Consider the following 17936-nt stretch of genomic DNA (forward strand, 5'->3'; position numbering starts at 1 on the left):
GGGGCATAAACTGCGTTTATTCGTGCTAGGGATAAACGCCGTGCAACAACTCCTCGCCACCGCCGATCAACTCGGCACCATCCTCACCGCCGCTCGGCGGGCCTCGGGATTGACGCAGGCGCAAGCTGCCGCGCGAGTCGGTGTGAGCCAGAGCCGGCTCTCAACGATGGAATTGAATCCCGGCACGATCACCATCACGCAACTGTTCGCGCTCCTGGCCGTCTACCGCCTCGAACTGCAGCTGAGCGACGAGCACCCGACGTTCGAGCTGCGCGATTCAGCAAGCGAGTGGTAGCCGATGGGCCGCAAATCGCTGACCCGGGCGCTTTCCGTCTGGGCGAACGGCACCCGGATTGGCGTCTGGCGGATTCCCACTCGCGGCCCCATGGAGCTGCAATACGACGACGCGTGGATCGAGTCGCCAGCAGGGCGTCCGCTGTCGCTGTCGCTGCCGTACAGCCCGAACAACCTGCCGTTGCGCGGCGACGCGGTCCTCAACTATTTCGACAACTTGCTGCCGGATAGCGACGCTATCCGCGCACGCATCGCAAGCCGTTTCAGAACGGCGTCGACCGACACCTTCGACCTGCTGCAAGCGATCGGGCGCGATTGCGTCGGGGCGGTGCAGCTGCTCGACGAGGACGAAGCGCCGCACGACGTCGCGAGCATCCGCGGCACGCCGCTCACGGAAACGGACGTTGAAGCGCTGCTCGGTCAAACCGTCAGCGGGCGGGCGCTCGGCGCGAGCGGCGCCGATGGCGACGAATTCCGTCTGTCGCTAGCCGGCGCGCAGGAAAAGACCGCACTCCTGTGGCACGGCGGCCAATGGATGCTGCCCCACGGCGCGACGCCGACGACGCACATTCTCAAGCTGCCGCTCGGCCTCGTCGGCAACAAACGGGCCGATCTCAGCACGTCGGTCGAAAACGAATGGCTGTGCTTGGAGATTCTCGCGGCGTACGGTTTGCCGGTGGCGCGCGCGGAGATCAAGACGTTCGGCACGCAGAAAGTGCTGAGCGTCGAGCGCTTCGACCGGCGCCTGCACGAGTCGAAAGCGTGGCTATTGCGCTTGCCGCAAGAGGATTTTTGCCAGGCGCTGGGCGTGCCGCCGTATCGGAAATACGAAGTCGACGGCGGGCCGGGCATGCGCGATATCGCGCAGATTCTGCGCCGATCGGAGCGTGCCGAGGCGGACATCGAAACGCTGGTGGCGGCGCAGATCGTCTTCTGGATGCTCGCCGCGCCCGATGGCCATGCCAAGAATTTCAGCCTGCATTTGCTGCCCGGCGGGCGCTGCCGCCTGACACCGCTTTATGACGTGATGTCGATTTGGCCGGTCGAAGGCGACGGGCCGAGCCAATGGTCGTGGCACAAGGCGAAGCTTGCGATGGCGATCGAGGGCAGGAGCAAGCACTATGCGATGAAGGAGATTCAGCGCCGGCATTTCAACGCGATGGCGCCGAAGTGCTTCTACGGACACGATGCCGAGCCGATCATGACACGCTTGATCGAAGCGACGCCGGGCGTGATTCAGACGGTCGCGGCGCGCTTGCCGGCCGGGTTTCCGCTCAAGGTCGCCGAGCGGATTTTCAAGGGTTTGCAAGCTTGCGCCGAGCAACTCGACGCCGCGCCGGCGTAAGACAAGCGATGCCTTGCAGCGCGCAAACGCCGCCGAAACACCGCCAAAGCAGCGCCGCCAAGGCGCTGGCTCGCGCCGAGCGCCCTGAGTGCATCACTTCCGCTGTTCGTCGCTAGCGGCGGCAGCCGGCACTTCCTCGTTCATCGCCGCACAAACCGCGTCGGCAAAACGCTGCAGTGCGGGCAGCGAGCCACACACGCTGTGATACGTTTCGCGGCCGATGCGAGCGTCCACCAGGACTTGCATGCCTGCTTTCGTCGCAATTTCTAGAATGTCCATTTTCGCCTCCCCATCAGGCTGTTGGTTATCAGCTTTGCGACGCCGACTGAGCGTTTGGCATTTATGGCTTTTGGATCGGCGCGATTCCAATGAATCGCGGCAAAAGCTCAGTCGGCACCCCCCTCGCTGATTATTATTTGGCGCTTGCCGCCAATTGCGTGTGCGATAAAGGACGCATTGATCTCGCAAATCGAAACGCAAGTAAATTTTCACGCCTGCGTATTTTCTCGCGCTTCGTATTGCCGGGAATGTGCGGCCCCGCACAGGCCGATGTTCCCAATGTCTGCTATCCCGCTTATCGCCTGCAATGGCTTACGCCATCTGCCCCTCGCGCCACATCACCGCTACAGCGCAACCCCCGTATCCCCGTTTTGTTTGCTGCTTATATACGACGAATTCTAGATGTCGGTATTAGCGCAAACAACACGATTTTGAGTAACGGATTCCCGTAAATGTTAACCCACCGCACGTTTTCACCGATAGGGCTTACGACATCGGGAATTCGCGCAGCGCTTATTCTGTTTAACGGCGCGATTCGAAGATAACTTTAGCTTAGGGGAATTGCGTAGTCCGATCAGCCCGTCTTGCGCACCGGCGGGAAATGCCGCTTGCCCGATCCCGGCGTGAGACGCCGGAAGCGTTCCTTCTTGTGCTCCTCGTCGAAGTGCGCAAGCGACGTCTTGACGAGGTCGCTGCGCGAGACGATGCCCGCGAGCCCCATCGTCTCCCGGTCTTCGACCACCGGCAGCCGTTCCACGCCGTGCACCGCAAGGCGGGTGGCGACGGCGCGGCATGATTCGCTCACGAGCGCGACCGGTGTCGATTGGCCGGCGAACGCGTCGGCGACGCGCGTGTCGGGGCCGAAGCCGTCCGCGCCGTCGTGCAGCGCAAGTAGTTTTTCGCGATCAGCGATGCCCGCAAGCACGCCGTCGCGCACGACGGGGTACGCGCGATGCGTCTGCATCGGACCGAAGAACGCGATCAGCGCTTCGCGCACCGTCATGTTGCCGTCGATCGTCTGCACCGAGCGCGTCATGACCTCATCGACATAGTGGCGCTCGAGCGGATCGACGCCGTATTCGCGGTAGATGTGATAACCGCGGCGCGCGATCTTCTCGGTCATGATCGAGCGTCGCATCACGACGGTGGCGAAGCCGTGCGCGACGAGCGTCGCGGTGAGCAGCGGCAGCAGCGCGTTGACGTCGTGCGTGAGACCGAACGCGAACACGATTGCGGTGAGCGGCGCGCCGAGCGTCGCGCCGAGCGTAGCGGCCATGCAGACGAGCGGCCACAGCGCAGGCTCGCCGCCTGGCAGCACATGGCCCAACACGACGCCGAGCCCCGCGCCAAGCATCAGAAGCGGGGCGAGCACCCCGCCCGACGTGCCCGAGCCGAGCGCGATCACCCAGATGATCGCCTTCACGACGAGAATCGCCACGGCGATCTGCAGCGGCAGATACTGATGCAGCAGGTCGCCGATCACGTCGTAGCCGACGCCGAGCGCGCGCGGTTCGAGGAAGCCGCCGATGCCGACCACGATTCCGCCGAGCGCCGGCCACCACATCCAGTGGATGGGGAGCTTGTGGAACCAGTCTTCGACTTGATAGAGCGCCGCCGACAAGCCCGACGCCAGCGCGCCGGCCAAGAGCCCGGCGATCACGCAGGAAACGAGCGATGCGGCGCCGGGCACGGCCGTCTGAAGCGGAAACAGCGGGCCGGCGCCGAAGAATAGGGCGCGCGCGAAGCCGGCGACTGCGCAGGCGAGCGCGACCGGCAGGAAACTGCGCGGGCGCCATTCGAAGAGCAGCAATTCGACGGCCAGCAGCACGGCGGCGACTGGCGTGCCGAAGACCGCCGTCATGCCCGCCGCCGCGCCCGCCACGAGCAGCGTCTTGCGTTCGGCAGACGTGAGCTTGATGAATTGCGCGAGCAGCGAGCCGAGCGCGCCGCCGGTCATGATGATCGGGCCTTCGGCGCCGAACGGGCCGCCGCTGCCGATCACGATGCCCGATGACAGCGGCTTGAGCACGGCGACCGTCGGCGACATGCGGCTCTTGCCGAACAGGATCGCTTCGATGGCTTCGGGAATGCCGTGGCCGCGGATCTTTTCGGACCCGAAGCGCGCCATCATCCCAACGATCAAGCCGCCTGCCACCGGGATGAGGATGACCCATGGGCCGAGCTTGTTGAGCGCGGGCGAATGGTCGGCGATCGAGAACGTGCCGAAGAAGAACAGATTGGTAAACAGATGAATCAGATCGAGCAGCACGACCGCTGCGATCGTGCTCATCACGCCGATGACCGCCGCCAGCGCGGAGATGCCCGGAAGGCGGGCGTTGACGGAAAAATCCCGTTTGTGGGAGTCGAAGTGCGTGTCCATTTCAATAATCGATTTGAGGAACGTTGAATGCGCCGTCGAGCGACTTCAATTCGGCGCGGTGCAGCTCGGCGAGTCGAGAAAGCAATTTCTCGCCGGTTTTTTGCAGGTGAACTTCGACTTGGCGGCGGTCGGCCTCGCTGACCTTGCGCTTGACGAGATCGAGCGCCTCGCAGCGCGACACCAGGGCCACGACGCCGTGATGCTGCGCTTGCAGGCGTTCCGCGAGCTCGCCGATGGTGGCCCACTCGCGGCCGGGGTAGCCCTTCACGTGCAAGAGCAGCAGATACTGCAAAGGCGTGATGCCTTCGCTCTGCGCGGCTTGCTCGGAGAAGCGCTCGAAGCGGCGCATTTGATAGCGGAATTCGGATAGCTGTTCGAAATCTGCTTTGTCGAGACCGTTGCGGGTGGGCGCTTTCATTGTGTGGCTGGCAGGAAAAATGGAAAGCGGAATAGTATCACAATGTGATATAAAAGGCCGAGAACGCCCTCTACATCAAGGCGTTACGGCTCGTCACTGAGCCTGCCGCGATCTGTGCGGAGCAACCGTCAGGCGGCGCGCCGTTCCTTGGCTTGCTCCTGGCGATAAAGACCCGAGATCAAATCCGCTTGCGTGATCATCCCGACCAGGCGCTGATGCGTGTCGAGCACCGGAATGTGGTGGTGCCCGGAGTTCGCGAAGATCGGAATCAGTTCGGAGATGGGCGTGCCGATTTTGACGGTGCAGACCGCCGTGCTCATCAGCTCGCCGACCACGGGCGCCGGGACCGTGCTGCGCTTGAACCAGCGCACGAGCGGCAGCTTTGGTCGTGACGGGAGGCCGAACGCGCGTCTCTCGACGAGGTTCGTGCGCGTCACGATGCCGACGACGTGCTGCGTATCGTCGGTGACGGGCAGCGCCTTCACTTGATGACGCCTGAGCAGGCTCCACGCCGCCGCGGCCCGCGTGCCGCGCGAGACGGACACCACGTTGCGCGACATCACGTCGGCGCAGGTCAGCTCGCTCGCGCTGCGCCCGTAGGCGAGCATCTGCGCCTCGTGCAGCAGCGATTCGAGGTCGTCGGGATCGATGTCGAGCAACTCGCCGCGCCGCTTCACAAGGGCTTCCAGTTCGGCGCGCGTGATGCCCGTATTGGCGGCCCCCACATTGCCGACGTTTTTATCGTCGGCATTCTGGCGCCCCGCATGCGGATAGCGGTGCCCCGTGACAGCGTGATAGACGAGGGCGGATGCCAGCAGCGCCGCCGATTGGATGGCGATCGGCTCGAGCACGAAGCGAAAGCCGAGCGCATGCACGGCCGGGCCGCCGAGCACGGCGGTCAGCGCGACCGCGCCCGAGGGCGGATGCACGCAGCGCAGCGCAAACATCGCACAAATGGCCAGCGCGACGGCGAGGGCGGCGGCGGACACGGGGTCGGCCAGCCAACCGGCGCAAGCGACGCCCACCGTGGCGGAGACGAGATTGCCGCCGATGATCGACCACGGCTGCGCGAGCGGACTCGCCGGCACGGCGAACAGCAGCACGGCCGAAGCGCCCATTGGCGCCACCAGGAACGGAATGCGCGCGTCGGGCCCGAGCAGAAAGTGCATGGAGACGCCGGTCACGGCGATGCCGATCAGCGCGCCGATGCACGAGCGCAGCCGTTCCTGCCATCGGACGGAAACGGGACTTGGGGCAAAGCTGACGAACCAGCGAGCGAGGGCGGAACGGGACAAGATTTGACCGGTTATTGAAAGCTAGAAGCAGAAGCCAGGTGGACGATGCGCCAACGGGGTCACACCTTAAGGTCAAACCCTCGAGAAGCGAAAGAACGATATCTCATTATTATATTTCATTGTGATATAAAACGGCGCATCGCCTTGTGTGTGCTGCGTGATGACCGGTATTTGGAAATGCGCATCGGCAGAACGCCGACATCATTTGGGGACTGTAGGGAGGGCGCTGCCGGCGGCCGCCGGCAGTGCATCAACTAAGCGTCGACTGAGCGCCGACCGCTCATCAACCACTCATCAACCATAGTGGCAGACGTAATCGAGCGTCTCCACGACTTCGATATCGAAGCTGCTGTTGCCCGGCACGTCGAAAGATTGGCCGGCGCCATATTCACGCCATTCACTCTCACCCGTCAGACGAATGCGGCAGCGTCCGCGCGTCACGTCCATCTTCTCCGGCGCTTGCGTCGAAAATTTCAGCGTCGAGGGAAAAATCACCCCTAGCGTTTTGCGGCTGCCGTCGTTGAACAGCACCGTGTGAGACACACACTTGCCGTCGAAGTACGTGTTCGAGAGCTTGAGGACCGACACGTTGTCGAATTGCGTTGCGCTGGTCATGCGTGAGAGTTCCTTTGGTCGTTGGTGCCGAAGCGGGTCTTCGCCGGCAGACATGGATGATAACCAGCCTGATTGCAATTCCCCAATTGGCGCATTACGATTTCTGACAATTGAGTCGGTATGATAATTACATTTTAATTACTGACAAATTTGCCATTTTCGCGCCAGCAAGGTGTTAGGGCTTCCGCTCTACGATAGTCACCGAATCACCGGAAAACACGCACAAGACTGCCGCTCTTCGGCCCAGCTCGAACGCGGCGATTGCCGTATGATGCGGCCGCATGGGGCTTGGAGCGGCCCTCGCGCGCTGCCGACGTCCGCTGCCGTACACCACCTGCCGTGGTGCGCCCGACGGCCATTCACGCGTTTTCAATTGCGGCGTTTCACGCGTGTTATCTAAGCGTAATTTGTGTTCAGCCGGCGTGAAACGTAGCGCACACGTTTTATCCCTGGCGATTCGACTTCCTTTCTGAATATTGCGGGCGCGTATCAATGTGGATTGTTAACGTTGCGCTTAAACGGCCATACACGTTCATCGTGATGGCCATACTGATATTGCTGGCGACGCCGTTCGCGCTGATGACGACCCCCGTCGACATCCTGCCGGACATCAACATCCCGGTCGTCAGCATTATCTGGAACTACACGGGTCTGTCCGCCGAGGACATGGCGAACCGGATCACCTCGGTCAACGAGCGCAGCCTCACCACGACCGTCAACGACATCGAGCACATCGAGTCGCAGTCGCTGCCGGGCATCGCGATCATCAAGATCTTCCTGCAGCCGACCGCCAACATCCAGACCGCGATCGCGCAGACCGTCGCGATCGAGCAAGCGCAGCTGAAGCAGATGCCGCCGGGCGCCACGCCGCCGCTCGTCATCAGCTATTCGGCGTCGAGCATCCCGGTGATTCAGCTTGGGCTTTCTAGCCCGAAGGAGTCGGAGCAGCAGCTCAACGACACGGCGCTCAACTTCCTGCGTCCGCAGCTCATCACGATTCCCGGCGCCGCGGTGCCGTATCCGTACGGCGGCAAATCGCGCCTGATCTCGGTCGACCTCGACACGCGCGCGCTGCTCGCCAAGGGCCTGACGCCGATCGACGTCGTCAACGCCGTCAACGCGCAGAACCTGATCCTGCCGTCCGGCACCGCGAAGATCGGCGCGAAGGAATACACGATCGACATGAACGGCTCGCCCCCGACCGTGGCGGGCCTGAACGACATTCCGGTGCGCACGGTCAACGGCGCGACGACCTACCTGCGCGAAGTCGCCCACGTGCGCGACGGCTTCTCGCCGCAGACCAACGTGGTGCGCCAGGACGGCCATCGCGGGGTGCTGATCTCGATCCTGAAGAACGGCAGCGGCGCGTCGACGCTGTCGATCGTGAGCGCGCTGCGCGATTTGCTGCCGGGCGCGCAGGCGTCGCTGCCGCCGGATTTGAAGATCACGCCGCTGTTCGATCAATCGTTGTTCGTGAAGGCGTCGATCGCGGGCGTGATTCGTGAAGCGCTGATTGCCGCCGCGCTGACCGCCGCGATGATCCTGCTGTTCCTCGGCAACTGGCGCAGCACCTGCATCATCGCGATTTCGATCCCGCTGTCGATTCTGTCGTCGCTGCTCGCGCTGCATGCGCTCGGGCAGACGATCAACATCATGACGCTCGGCGGCCTTGCGCTCGCGGTCGGGATTCTCGTCGACGATGCCACGGTGACGATCGAAAACATCGAGCGGCACCTGCACATGGGCACCAATCTGCACGACGCGATTCTCGAGGGCGCGGGTGAAATCGCGATTCCGGCGCTGGTCTCGACGCTGTGCATCTGTATCGTGTTCGTGCCGATGTTCTTCCTGACGGGCGTCGCGCGTTATCTGTTCGTGCCGCTCGCCGAAGCGGTGGTGTTCGCGATGCTCGCGTCGTACATCCTCTCGCGCACGCTCGTGCCGACGCTCGCGCTCTTGCTGATGGGCCACGCGCACAAGCCGAAGGACGGCACGAAGCCGAACCTCTTCATGCGGCTCTATCACCGCTTCGATCAGCGCTTCGAGACCATGCGCGCGGCCTACATCGTGATTCTTTCCACGCTGCTCGTGCGCCGCCGCATGTTCTCGACGGTGTTTCTCTCGTTCTGCCTCGTTTCGCTGGGCCTTGTCTTCGCGCTCGGCCGCGACTTCTTCCCGACCGTCGATGCGGGCGACATCCGCATGCACATGCGCGCGCCGACCGGCACGCGGATCGAGGAAACGGCGCGGCTCGCCGATGACGTCGAGCGAGTCATCCGGCAGGTGGTGCCGCCTAAAGAGCTGCACACGGTCCTCGACAACCTGGGGCTGCCGTATAGCGGCATCAACTTGTCGTACAGCAACGCGGGCACGATGGGCACGCTCGACGGCGAGATCCAGGTCGCGCTGAACGCGGACCACAAGCCGACGCAAGGCTACATCGACAAGCTGCGCGCCGTGCTGCCCGAGCGATTCCCGGGCGTCGAGTTCTTCTTCCAGCCCGCGGACATCGTCACGCAGATCCTGAACTTCGGCCTGCCTGCCGCGATCGACGTGCAGATCACCGGCGCGGACCAGCACGGCAATTTCCAGGTCGCGAGCGATCTGTTGAAGAAGGTGCGGATGATCCCGGGTACCGTCGATACGCACATCCAGCAGAAGCTCAATGAGCCGACCATCCACCTCGAGATGGATCGCACGCGGCTGCAGCAATTGAATCTGAGCGCGGCGAACGTCGCGCAGAACGTGCTGATCTCGCTGTCGGGCAGCTCGCAGACGCAGCCGGCCTTCTGGTTCAACAACCGCAACGGCGTCGAGTACACGGTCGCGGTGCAGACGCCGCAATACCAGGTGTCGTCGATCGACGAGCTGCTGCGCACGCCGGTTGCCGCGCCTGCCGGCGCCGGGCCGGCCCAAGCGGCGCAATCGACCCAATTGCTCGGCAACCTCGTGCAAGTGTCGCCGCGCAATGAATTCGCCGAAGTGACGCACTACAACATCCGGCCCACCATCGACCTCTACGTGAGCGTGGAAGGGCACGATCTCGGCAGCGTCGCGGTGCAAGTCAACAAGCTCGTCGACGAGGCGCGCGCGCAACTGCCGCGCGGCAGCTCGATCGTGATGCGCGGCCAAGTGCAGACGATGCGCACGTCGTATATCGGGCTCGGCGTCGGCGTGGCGATGGCGATCGTGCTCGTCTATCTGCTGATCGTCGTGAACTTCCAGTCGTGGATCGATCCGCTCATCATCGTGAGCGCGCTGCCGGCGGCCTTGGCGGGCATCGTGTGGATGCTGTTCCTGACGGGCACGCACCTGAGCGTGCCGGCGCTGACCGGCGCGATCATGACGATGGGCGTGGCGACCGCCAACAGTATTCTGATGGTCTCGTTCGCGCGCCAGCGGCTCACGGCCGGCGCGCCGCCCTTGACGGCGGCGCTCGAAGCGGGCGCGAGCCGGATTCGTCCGGTGCTGATGACGGCGTTCGCGATGATCATCGGCATGATCCCGATGGCGCTCGGCCTCGGCGAAGGCGCGGAGCAGAACGCGCCGCTCGGCCGCGCGGTGATCGGCGGCCTGCTGTTCGCGACCGTTTCCACGCTCTTTTTCGTGCCGCTCGTGTTCGCCGGTATTCATGGCCGCCTCGCGCGCCGCCATGCGAAGGCGCACGATGCCGACCACGGCGATACACACGCTTGAAGCAACGACTTAATCTGGCTGACTGACATGACAGAAAAAACGCATGCATCCCTTGCGATTCCCGCACGAGAGACGGTGGACGGCCATCAGCTGCCGCCGCGCACCCGGGAGTGGAAGCGCGCGAAGATCGCGATCGTCATCGTGCTGATCCTGCTCGCGATCGGCGCGCTGCGCACGGTGGTCTCGAACATCATGAACAACCGCTCGGTCGCGGCCGTCACGGTGCAGAACGCGAAGGAATACGTGAACGTCGTGGTGCCGAAGCAGACCGATGGCGGCGGCGATACCTTGCTGCCGGGCACGCTGCGCGGCTTTGTCGAGTCGCCGATCTATGCGCGCGCAACGGGTTATCTGCTGCACTGGTATGTCGATATCGGCGCGCACGTGAAGCAAGGGCAGTTGCTCGCGGACCTCGACACCCCCGAAATCGACCAGGAACTCGCGCAAGCCGTCGCCCAGCGCGAACAGACGAGCGCCAGCCTCGGGCTCGCGAAATCGTCGTATGAACGCTGGCAGCAGTTGCGCCAGCGCGATGCGGTGTCGCAACAGGAACTCGACGAGCGGCAGAGCACGTACAACCAGGACGTCGCGAATCTCGCCGCGGCCAACGCGAACGTGCAGCGTCTGCAGCAGCTCGAATCGTTCAAGCGGATCGTCGCGCCGTTCACGGGTGTGATCACGCAGCGCAACGTCGATGTCGGCGACCTGATCGACGCGGGCAGCGGCACGAGCCGCGCGCTGTTCGCGCTCGCGCAGGCGGACCCGCTGCGCGTCTATGTGCAGATGCCGCAGGCGTACTCGCAGAACGTGAAGGTCGGCATGCAGGTGGTCGTGACGCAAGCCGAGCTGCCGGGCCAGCCATTCCACGGGACGATCACGCACATCGCCGGCGCGATCGACGTGCCGACCCGTTCGCTGCAGCTCGAAGTGACGCTGCCGAATCCCGACGGCAAGCTGCGTCCGGGCGCCTATGTGCAAGTGGCGGTGCCGTCGACCGAGCACGCGCGGCTGCTCGTGCCGGACAACGCGCTCTTGTTCCGTGCCGAAGGGCCGCGTCTGGCCGTCGTCGATGCGAACGGCGAGGTCCATCTGCGCAAGATCGTGATCGCGCAGGACCTGGGACAGAACCTCGAAATCGAAAGCGGCATCGAGCCGACCGACAAGGTGATCGTGAACCCGAGCGATTCGATCTCGGACGGCGACCACGTGACGATCGCGCCGGCATCGACCGACAAGGAGCTGTCGTGATGCGCGCACGCCGCTTTTTGCCGTCGCGATTGACGCATTTGCCTGTTGCGCCGCCGCTCGGCGCGGTGGCGGCGTTGTGCGCGGTGACGCTCGCGGCCTGCACGGTCGGGCCCGATTACAAGGCGCCGCAGGCCGAGGCGCCCGAAGCGTGGCGCACCGATTCGTTCTGGCGTGTCGCCACGCCTTCGCATGCGCCGCTCGCGCTCGACTGGTGGCAGATATACGGCGATGCGACGCTCGACGACCTCGAAACGCAGGCGCTCGCGCAGAACCAGACGCTCGCCGCGGCGGTCGCGCATTACGAGCAGGCGAAGGCGACGCTCAAGTTCACCTCGGCGCAGCAGATTCCCGAAGTCGATCTGTCGGGGCAGGCCGATCGCTTCAAGATCTCGAAGAACCGGCCGGTGAGCTCCTACACGGTGCCGAATCAGTCGACGGTGCAGAACCAGCTCCAGCTCGGCCCGTCGATCAACTACGACACCGATTTGTTCGGCCGCATCCGGCGCGAAGTCGAGGGCGCGACAGCGTCGGCCGAGCAGTCGCGCGACGATCTCGCGAACGCGCGTCTCGTGCTCACGACCGACCTCGCCACCGATTACTACTCGCTGCGCGAGCTCGATGCCGAAATCGATGTGCTGAACCAATCGGTGGTGCTGCAGCAGAAGGCGCTCGATTACGTGAATTCGGAGCATGAGTTGGGCTCGGTGTCCGGGCTCGACGTCGCGCAGCAGCAGTCGGAACTCGATTCGACGAAGGTTCAGGCGACGCTGCTGCTCAACCAGCGCGCGCAGTTCGAGCACGCGATCGCGGCGCTCGTCGGCGCGCCGGCGCCGCAGTTCTCGATCGAGCCGAAGGTGCTCGCGATGACCGTGCCCGCGATTCCGCTCGGCGTGCCGAGCGATCTGATGCAGCGGCGTCCTGACATTGCATCGGCGGAACGCTCGATGGCGGCGGCGAACGCGCAGATCGGCGTGCAGAAAGCGGCGTTTTTTCCGAGCCTGACGCTGACGCCGGGCATCGGCTGGGAAAGCACGAATTTCGCGAGCCTGTTGAGCGCACCGAGCCTGTTTTGGACCGTCGGCGGCGCGGTCGGCCAGGTGCTGTTCGACGGCGGGCGGCGTGCGGCGAACGTGAAGTTCGCGAGCGAGGGCTATCAGGCCGCGCAGGCGACGTATCGCCAGACCGTGTTGAATGCGTTCCAGCAGGTGCAGGACGGCGTGACCGGCTTGTCGGTGCTCGACAGTGCGTCGAAGCAGTCGCATGCGGCGGTGGACGATGCGCAGAAGCTGCTGCAGTTGGCGAACGATCGCTATTCCGGCGGCCTCGTCGCGTATCTGAACGTGATCGACGCGCAGCAGTCGTTGCTGACGAGCGAGCGCCAGGACGTGCAGATTCACGGGCAGCAGATGACGCTTTCGGTGGCGCTCGTCAAGGCGCTCGGCGGCGGGTGGGACGTGAAGGCGCCCGATGCGGGAAATCCTTCGCAGATGGGACAGGCGGCGAAGCCGGATGACGCGCAACGGACGGCGGCGATTTCGCAGCATTAATCGGTGGAACGTACTGAGAAGCGCCAGGCAAGCAGAAGGAGAGAGACACTGCGTTTCATATAATCAAATAGCGCAGACGAGGGATACGAAATGAAATTGCTGATCGTGGAAGACGAGCACAAGGTCGTCGATTACTTGCGCTCCGGCTTGACCGAGCAGGGCTGGGTGGTGGATGTCGCGATGGATGGCGAAGAGGGCACGCACCTCGCGATCGAATTCGACTATGACGTGATCGTGCTCGACGTGATGCTGCCCAAGCGCGACGGTTTCTCCGTGCTGAAATCGTTGCGCGCGCACAAATCGACGCCGGTCATCATGCTGACCGCGCGCGATCAGATCAACGACCGCGTGCGCGGCCTTCGCGAAGGCGCGGACGACTATCTGACCAAGCCGTTCTCGTTCCTGGAGCTGGTCGAGCGTCTGCATGCGCTCGCGCGGCGCACGCGCGCGCAGGAATCGACGCTGATCTCGGTGGGCGATCTGTATGTGGATCTGATCGGCCGCCGCGCGAGCCGCGATGGCGTGCGGCTCGATCTGACCGCCAAGGAATTTCAGTTGCTCTCGGTGCTCGCACGCCGGCAGGGCGATATTCTGTCGAAGACGGCGATCACCGAGCTCGTCTGGGACGTGAACTTCGACAGTCACACCAACGTCGTTGAAACGGCCATCAAGCGTCTGCGCGCGAAGCTCGACGGCCCGTTCCCGACCAAGCTGCTGCACACGGTGCGCGGCATGGGTTACGTCCTGGAAGTGCGGGAAGAGGCGGAAATGTGAACGACCCCCACGCTCACTATCGTTCGCTGCCCCCCGAGGGGGCGGATGCCTCCCTTGGGGCGGCCCGGCGGGAGGCATCATCATGAGCATCGTCATGAACCCATCCATCGCACGACGCCTGTCGATGATGTTCGCGCTCGTCGCGCTCTTCGTGTTCGCGCTCGTCGGCACCTGCCTCTTCCTCGTGCTGCGCACGCAACTCCATAACCACCTGCGCGAATCGCTCGACGATCGCCGCGAGATCGCGCAGCTCATCGTCACGCATTCGGTGACGCCCGACAAATGGAAGATGGCGCGCGAAAAGCTCGCCGACATGACGCCGCGCGATGGCAGCACGCAGTATTCGGTGACGAGCGCCGATCCGCATTTCCAGTACGGGCATCCGGTCACCGGCACTGAACTGTCGGAATGGATTCCCGGCTATAAGAAGATTCGCCCGGCGGGCAAGGGCGCAGCGGACATGCTCGTCAACACGACGACGATCCCGGCGAGCGGCGTGCGTCCGACGGTGCAGCTGCAAGTCGCCGCATCCTGCCTGCCGAACTCGCGGACGCTGAGCGTGTTCGGCTTCGCATTGACCGCGCTGGTCGGGCTCGGCACGCTCGGGGTGCTGATGCTGAGCCACTGGGTGGCGAAGCTCGGGCTCGCGCCGCTCACGCGCCTGACGCGCGATGCGCAGGCCGTCAGCCCGAACAACCGCTCGCAGCGGCTCGATGCGCGCTCGCTGCCGCATGAATTGAACGATCTCGCGAATTCGTTCAACGGTGCGCTGGAACGGCTCGACGTCGCGTATGGGCGACTCGAATCGTTCAACGCCGACGTCGCGCACGAATTGCGCACGCCGGTCACGATCCTGATCGGCCAGACCGAAGTCGCACTGACCGCGCGCAATCGCTCGATCGAAGATTTGCGTCATACGCTGCAATCGAATCTCGAGGAATTCGAGCGCATGCGCGGCATCATCAACGACATGCTGTTCCTCGCACGCGCCGATCAGGGCGAGCGGGCGACGGGGCTCGTCGAGGTGTCGCTGGCGGCGGAGGTGGGGCGCACGCTCGACTATCTCGAGATTCCGTTCGACGAGGCGCAGGTGCGGGCCGTATCGCATGGCGATGCGCGGGCGCCCGTCAATACGTCGCTGTTCGGGCGCGCCTGTACGAATCTGCTCATGAACGCGCTTCAGCATTGCAAGGACGGCATGACCGTGACGGTGACGGTCGCGCGGCACAACGAGCAGGTGCACATCTCGGTGGCGAACCCCGGCGAGCCGATCGATTCGTGTGCGTTGGGGCATTTGTTCGACCGTTTCTACCGCGTGGAAGCTTCGCGGACCAACAGCCGCGAAAACCACGGGCTTGGGCTCGCGATCGTGAAGGCGGTCGCCGAGATGCACGGCGGCACGGTGTTCGCGGCGAGTGCAGGCGGGATCAATACGTTTGGCTTTTCGGTGGCGGCGGGCAGTGCGGAACCGCTCGAGCCGGAACGCGAGAAGCGGGAGAGCGCGGTGCCGAGGGCAGCGCAGAGCGCGGTGGTCGAACTGGCTGCGACCGCTTCGAATGTGCGCAGCCTTGGAGCGCGCTCGGGGCGTTGATTTAACGGCAAGCTCAACCGCTCATCTCAGTTCGAGCGATACGAAGCTGCGGGCATTGTCGCGCTGGATCAGCAGCGCGACTTCCCCTCCTGCCTTGGCCGCAAGCGCAAGCACTTCACGTTGCGACCTGACCGGCGTGCCGTTGAGCGACAGGATGATATCGCCCGGCTGAATGCCTGCGTTCGCGGCAGCGCCGGACACACCGTCCACGATCAAGCCGCGCGCCACGCCCGTTGCGCGCAATTCGGCCGCCGTCATCGGATGCGTGACCAAGCCGAGGCGGTCTCCGGCGCTGACGTCGCTTTGCCGAGGACCCAGGTCGTCGTCAGGCGCGCCCGCGGCGGCCGCGGTGCGAACTACGATTGTCATCGGCCTCCGGTTGCGGATCACTTTGAGCGCAACCTTGCCGCCCGTCTGCGGGTCGGCGAGACGATCGACGAGATCGGCGGCGCGATCGATCGGCTGGTCGCCGACTTGCACGATGACGTCCCCCGGCTTGAGGCCGCTCGTGGCGGCCGGCGTGCCGGGCTCGAGGGCGGTGACGAGCGCGCCCGCCGCCTGTTGCAAGCCGAATGCGCCAGCCAGACCGGGGTCGACGTCCTGCGCCTCGACGCCGAAATTGCCTCGCGAAACCATCTTGCGCTGTGTCTGCAACTGCGCGCGCACCTTGTTCGCCAGGTTGATCGGAATCGCGAACGTCAGGCTTTGATAGCGTTCCGTGTCGGCGTAAATCTGCTCGTGAATGCCGACCACTTCGCCCGCGCGATTGAAGATCGGGCCGCCCGAGTTGTCGGGGTTGACGGAGACATCGGTCTGGTAAAACGGAAAGTTGGCGCCGCCCGGCGTCACGTGCGCGGTGGAGCTGACGATGCCGTTCGTGACGGTGTTGTCGAACCCGTAGGGCGCGCCGATCGTCAGCACCGGTTCGCCGACACGCACGCGCGACGAGTCGCCGAGCTTGACCACGGGCAGCCGCGCGGCCTCGATCTTGACGACCGCGACGTCGTTCTGGATGTCAGCCACCAGCACCTTGCCTTTGAACTGGCGCTTGTCGGTCAGCGTGACCGTCACTTCTTCGGCGGAATCCACCACATGGGCCGTCGTCAGAATGAAGCCGTCCGGGCTGACGATGAAGCCGGACCCGCTGCCCGAAATCGCGCGCGGCGGGCTGTTTTGCGCATCCGTCCAGGTCGCAGGCGCGCCGCGCCGGAAGAACGCCGTGAACGGATCGTCGGGATCGATCGGCGCGGGCGCTTGCGCCGACGCCTGCTGATCCGGAGCCGCCGTGCTGATGTTCACGACGGCGGGGCCGTAGCGTTCGACGAGGGTCGGAAAATCGACTTGGGCGGCGGCGTTGGCGTTCGCCATGCGCATCTCTTTCGCGCTCGCGCCGGGCTGAGGGGCAGCGCCCGCCGCGAGCGGTGCGGCATGCACGCAGGGACATCCGGAGACAGCGAAGACCATCACGGTGGCGCTAAGCCATGTGCGCAAGCAAGGCGAGTGGAACACAACGCACCTCCAAGGTGGTCGTATGCCGGGAGCCGGGCGCCACGCGTATTGGGCACCGGTGGGCTGACAAGCACGGTGGCTGAATTATTTCGCGCACCGTCACCGTCGACTGTGATGCAGCACACCGAGGCGGTAGAAAATTTATTCGATGTGTGCAACGAAGCCCGCTTGATCCGGTGCGATCTCGGGCCGCAGCGTCAGCGCCGGAATCTCATAGGCCCCGGCGTTCTGGCGGCGAAACGGAATCGGCTCGGTCGTCGCGAGCGCATCGAGCCGCTTGCCGAGTGCGTCGCTGATGTCCGCGTAGCGCGCTTCGTCCATGCGGCCCGACCGATACACGACGAACGGCGGCAGCACGTCGAAGCCCGGGTAATAGAGGATGCCGTGCTGAATCGGAAACAGCACGTCGTCGATCGGGCCGTTGATGCCGCGCGCGCTGTAGTGCGACTCCCATCCGCCCGTCGTGACGACGAGCATCGCGCGCTTGCCGGCCAGCGTGCCTTCGCCATAGCGGTTGCCCCAGCGCACGTCGGAATGCTCGCCTACGCCATATCCGAAGCCGTATGCGTAGACGCGCTCGACCCACCCTTTCAAGATCGCCGGCATCGAGAACCACCACAGCGGAAACTGCAGGATGACGGCATCGGCCCAGCGCAGCTTGTCCTGTTCGCGTGCGATGTCTTCGCTCTGCAGCCCATGTTCGAACGCGTGCTTGGAGTCGAGCGACGGATGGAAGCGCTCCTCGGAGACGCGGTGCGTGCTGTCGTTCGCATCGAGCGTGGTTTTCCAATTCATCGCGTACAAATCGGAGACTTGCACGGTGTGGCCGGCGTTTTCGAGGCGCTTGACCGCGAAGTCCTTGAGCGAGCCGTTCAATGACTTGGGTTCGGGATGGGCGTAGACGAGCAGAACATTCACGGTGGGTTCTTCCTGGTTTCCGTTGCT

At 64.3% G+C, this 17936-nt stretch carries 15 protein-coding genes; 8 read left to right on the plus strand and 7 right to left on the minus strand.

Annotated features, from left to right (window positions below):
- The first annotated feature begins 40 nt into the window (after window positions 1–40).
- Window positions 41–295: a helix-turn-helix domain-containing protein gene (locus AAHK20_RS14985; protein ID WP_449182257.1), complete on the plus strand. Its 255-nt coding sequence runs from the start codon at window positions 41–43 to the stop codon at window positions 293–295.
- Window positions 296–298: 3 nt separating this feature from the next.
- Entirely contained in the window at window positions 299–1639 is a 1341-nt protein-coding gene (locus AAHK20_RS14990; protein WP_449182258.1) for a type II toxin-antitoxin system HipA family toxin, read from the plus strand.
- A 93-nt stretch (window positions 1640–1732) separates the two neighbouring features.
- Here the strand turns inward: AAHK20_RS14990 and AAHK20_RS14995 are convergent, their stop codons facing one another.
- The gene (locus AAHK20_RS14995; protein WP_449182259.1) at window positions 1733–1918 is read right to left on the minus strand and encodes a hypothetical protein; all 186 of its coding nucleotides are present in this window, start codon (window positions 1916–1918) and stop codon (window positions 1733–1735) included.
- A gap of 89 nt (window positions 1919–2007) precedes the next feature.
- On the opposite strand from AAHK20_RS14995, the gene AAHK20_RS15000 reads away from it, so the two are divergent.
- A complete protein-coding gene (locus AAHK20_RS15000; protein WP_449182260.1) occupies window positions 2008–2370 on the plus strand; it encodes a hypothetical protein in 363 nt (120 codons plus the stop codon).
- 122 nt (window positions 2371–2492) lie between these two features.
- On the opposite strand, the gene AAHK20_RS15005 is transcribed toward AAHK20_RS15000, so the two are convergent.
- The 4 genes from AAHK20_RS15005 to ppnP all read right to left on the minus strand — a co-directional run bounded on the left by AAHK20_RS15005 (window position 2493) and on the right by ppnP (window position 6626).
- On the minus strand, window positions 2493–4298 hold the full coding sequence (locus AAHK20_RS15005; RefSeq protein ID WP_449182261.1) for a chloride channel protein: 1806 nt from the start codon (window positions 4296–4298) through the stop codon (window positions 2493–2495).
- A 1-nt stretch (window position 4299) separates the two neighbouring features.
- The gene (locus AAHK20_RS15010) at window positions 4300–4716 is read right to left on the minus strand and encodes a MarR family winged helix-turn-helix transcriptional regulator (protein WP_449182262.1); all 417 of its coding nucleotides are present in this window, start codon (window positions 4714–4716) and stop codon (window positions 4300–4302) included.
- 128 nt (window positions 4717–4844) lie between these two features.
- Entirely contained in the window at window positions 4845–6011 is a 1167-nt protein-coding gene (locus AAHK20_RS15015; RefSeq protein WP_449182263.1) for an HPP family protein, read from the minus strand.
- A gap of 294 nt (window positions 6012–6305) precedes the next feature.
- Window positions 6306–6626: a pyrimidine/purine nucleoside phosphorylase gene (gene ppnP / locus AAHK20_RS15020; RefSeq protein ID WP_449182264.1), complete on the minus strand. Its 321-nt coding sequence runs from the start codon at window positions 6624–6626 to the stop codon at window positions 6306–6308.
- A gap of 492 nt (window positions 6627–7118) precedes the next feature.
- Here ppnP and AAHK20_RS15025 point away from each other — a divergent pair, with 492 nt between their 5' ends.
- The 5 genes from AAHK20_RS15025 (at window position 7119) to AAHK20_RS15045 (ending at window position 15482) form a co-directional block, all read left to right on the plus strand.
- Entirely contained in the window at window positions 7119–10322 is a 3204-nt protein-coding gene (locus AAHK20_RS15025) for an efflux RND transporter permease subunit (RefSeq protein WP_449182265.1), read from the plus strand.
- Between the two features lie 27 nt (window positions 10323–10349).
- Window positions 10350–11570 (plus strand): efflux RND transporter periplasmic adaptor subunit, encoded by a 1221-nt coding sequence (locus tag AAHK20_RS15030; protein WP_449182266.1) that lies wholly within the window; start codon window positions 10350–10352, stop codon window positions 11568–11570.
- On the plus strand, window positions 11570–13117 hold the full coding sequence (locus AAHK20_RS15035) for an efflux transporter outer membrane subunit (RefSeq protein WP_449182482.1): 1548 nt from the start codon (window positions 11570–11572) through the stop codon (window positions 13115–13117). The genes AAHK20_RS15030 and AAHK20_RS15035 overlap by 1 nt, the downstream gene beginning before the upstream one ends.
- 90 nt (window positions 13118–13207) lie before the next feature.
- Window positions 13208–13891 carry a heavy metal response regulator transcription factor gene (locus AAHK20_RS15040; protein WP_449182267.1) on the plus strand — a complete coding sequence of 228 codons (684 nt, stop codon included), beginning with the start codon at window positions 13208–13210 and terminating at the stop codon, window positions 13889–13891.
- Window positions 13892–13985: 94 nt separating this feature from the next.
- Entirely contained in the window at window positions 13986–15482 is a 1497-nt protein-coding gene (locus AAHK20_RS15045; RefSeq protein WP_449182483.1) for a heavy metal sensor histidine kinase, read from the plus strand.
- Between the two features lie 21 nt (window positions 15483–15503).
- Here AAHK20_RS15045 and AAHK20_RS15050 read toward each other — a convergent pair whose 3' ends face one another.
- Together AAHK20_RS15050 and AAHK20_RS15055 are read right to left on the minus strand one after the other, a co-directional pair.
- Window positions 15504–16850 carry a trypsin-like peptidase domain-containing protein gene (locus tag AAHK20_RS15050; RefSeq protein WP_449182268.1) on the minus strand — a complete coding sequence of 449 codons (1347 nt, stop codon included), beginning with the start codon at window positions 16848–16850 and terminating at the stop codon, window positions 15504–15506.
- Between the two features lie 282 nt (window positions 16851–17132).
- On the minus strand, window positions 17133–17909 hold the full coding sequence (locus AAHK20_RS15055) for an NAD(P)H-dependent oxidoreductase (RefSeq protein ID WP_449182269.1): 777 nt from the start codon (window positions 17907–17909) through the stop codon (window positions 17133–17135).
- Window positions 17910–17936: the final 27 nt, after the last annotated feature.

The sequence above is a fragment of the Trinickia camelliae genome (genome assembly GCF_053525655.1).

Bases quoted from the DNA above. Each gene is read 5' to 3' on its own strand.
- AAHK20_RS14990 (WP_449182258.1), top strand. From the start codon at position 299: ATGGGCCGCAAATCGCTGACCCGGGCGCTTTCCGTCTGGGCGAACGGC.
- AAHK20_RS14995 (WP_449182259.1), bottom strand. From the start codon at position 1,918: ATGGACATTCTAGAAATTGCGACGAAAGCAGGCATGCAAGTCCTGGTG.
- AAHK20_RS15000 (WP_449182260.1), top strand. From the start codon at position 2,008: ATGAATCGCGGCAAAAGCTCAGTCGGCACCCCCCTCGCTGATTATTAT.
- AAHK20_RS15005 (WP_449182261.1), bottom strand. From the start codon at position 4,298: ATGGACACGCACTTCGACTCCCACAAACGGGATTTTTCCGTCAACGCC.
- AAHK20_RS15010 (WP_449182262.1), bottom strand. From the start codon at position 4,716: ATGAAAGCGCCCACCCGCAACGGTCTCGACAAAGCAGATTTCGAACAG.
- ppnP (WP_449182264.1), bottom strand. From the start codon at position 6,626: ATGACCAGCGCAACGCAATTCGACAACGTGTCGGTCCTCAAGCTCTCG.
- AAHK20_RS15025 (WP_449182265.1), top strand. From the start codon at position 7,119: ATGTGGATTGTTAACGTTGCGCTTAAACGGCCATACACGTTCATCGTG.
- AAHK20_RS15030 (WP_449182266.1), top strand. From the start codon at position 10,350: ATGACAGAAAAAACGCATGCATCCCTTGCGATTCCCGCACGAGAGACG.
- AAHK20_RS15035 (WP_449182482.1), top strand. From the start codon at position 11,570: ATGCGCGCACGCCGCTTTTTGCCGTCGCGATTGACGCATTTGCCTGTT.
- AAHK20_RS15040 (WP_449182267.1), top strand. From the start codon at position 13,208: ATGAAATTGCTGATCGTGGAAGACGAGCACAAGGTCGTCGATTACTTG.
- AAHK20_RS15045 (WP_449182483.1), top strand. From the start codon at position 13,986: ATGAACCCATCCATCGCACGACGCCTGTCGATGATGTTCGCGCTCGTC.
- AAHK20_RS15050 (WP_449182268.1), bottom strand. From the start codon at position 16,850: ATGGCGAACGCCAACGCCGCCGCCCAAGTCGATTTTCCGACCCTCGTC.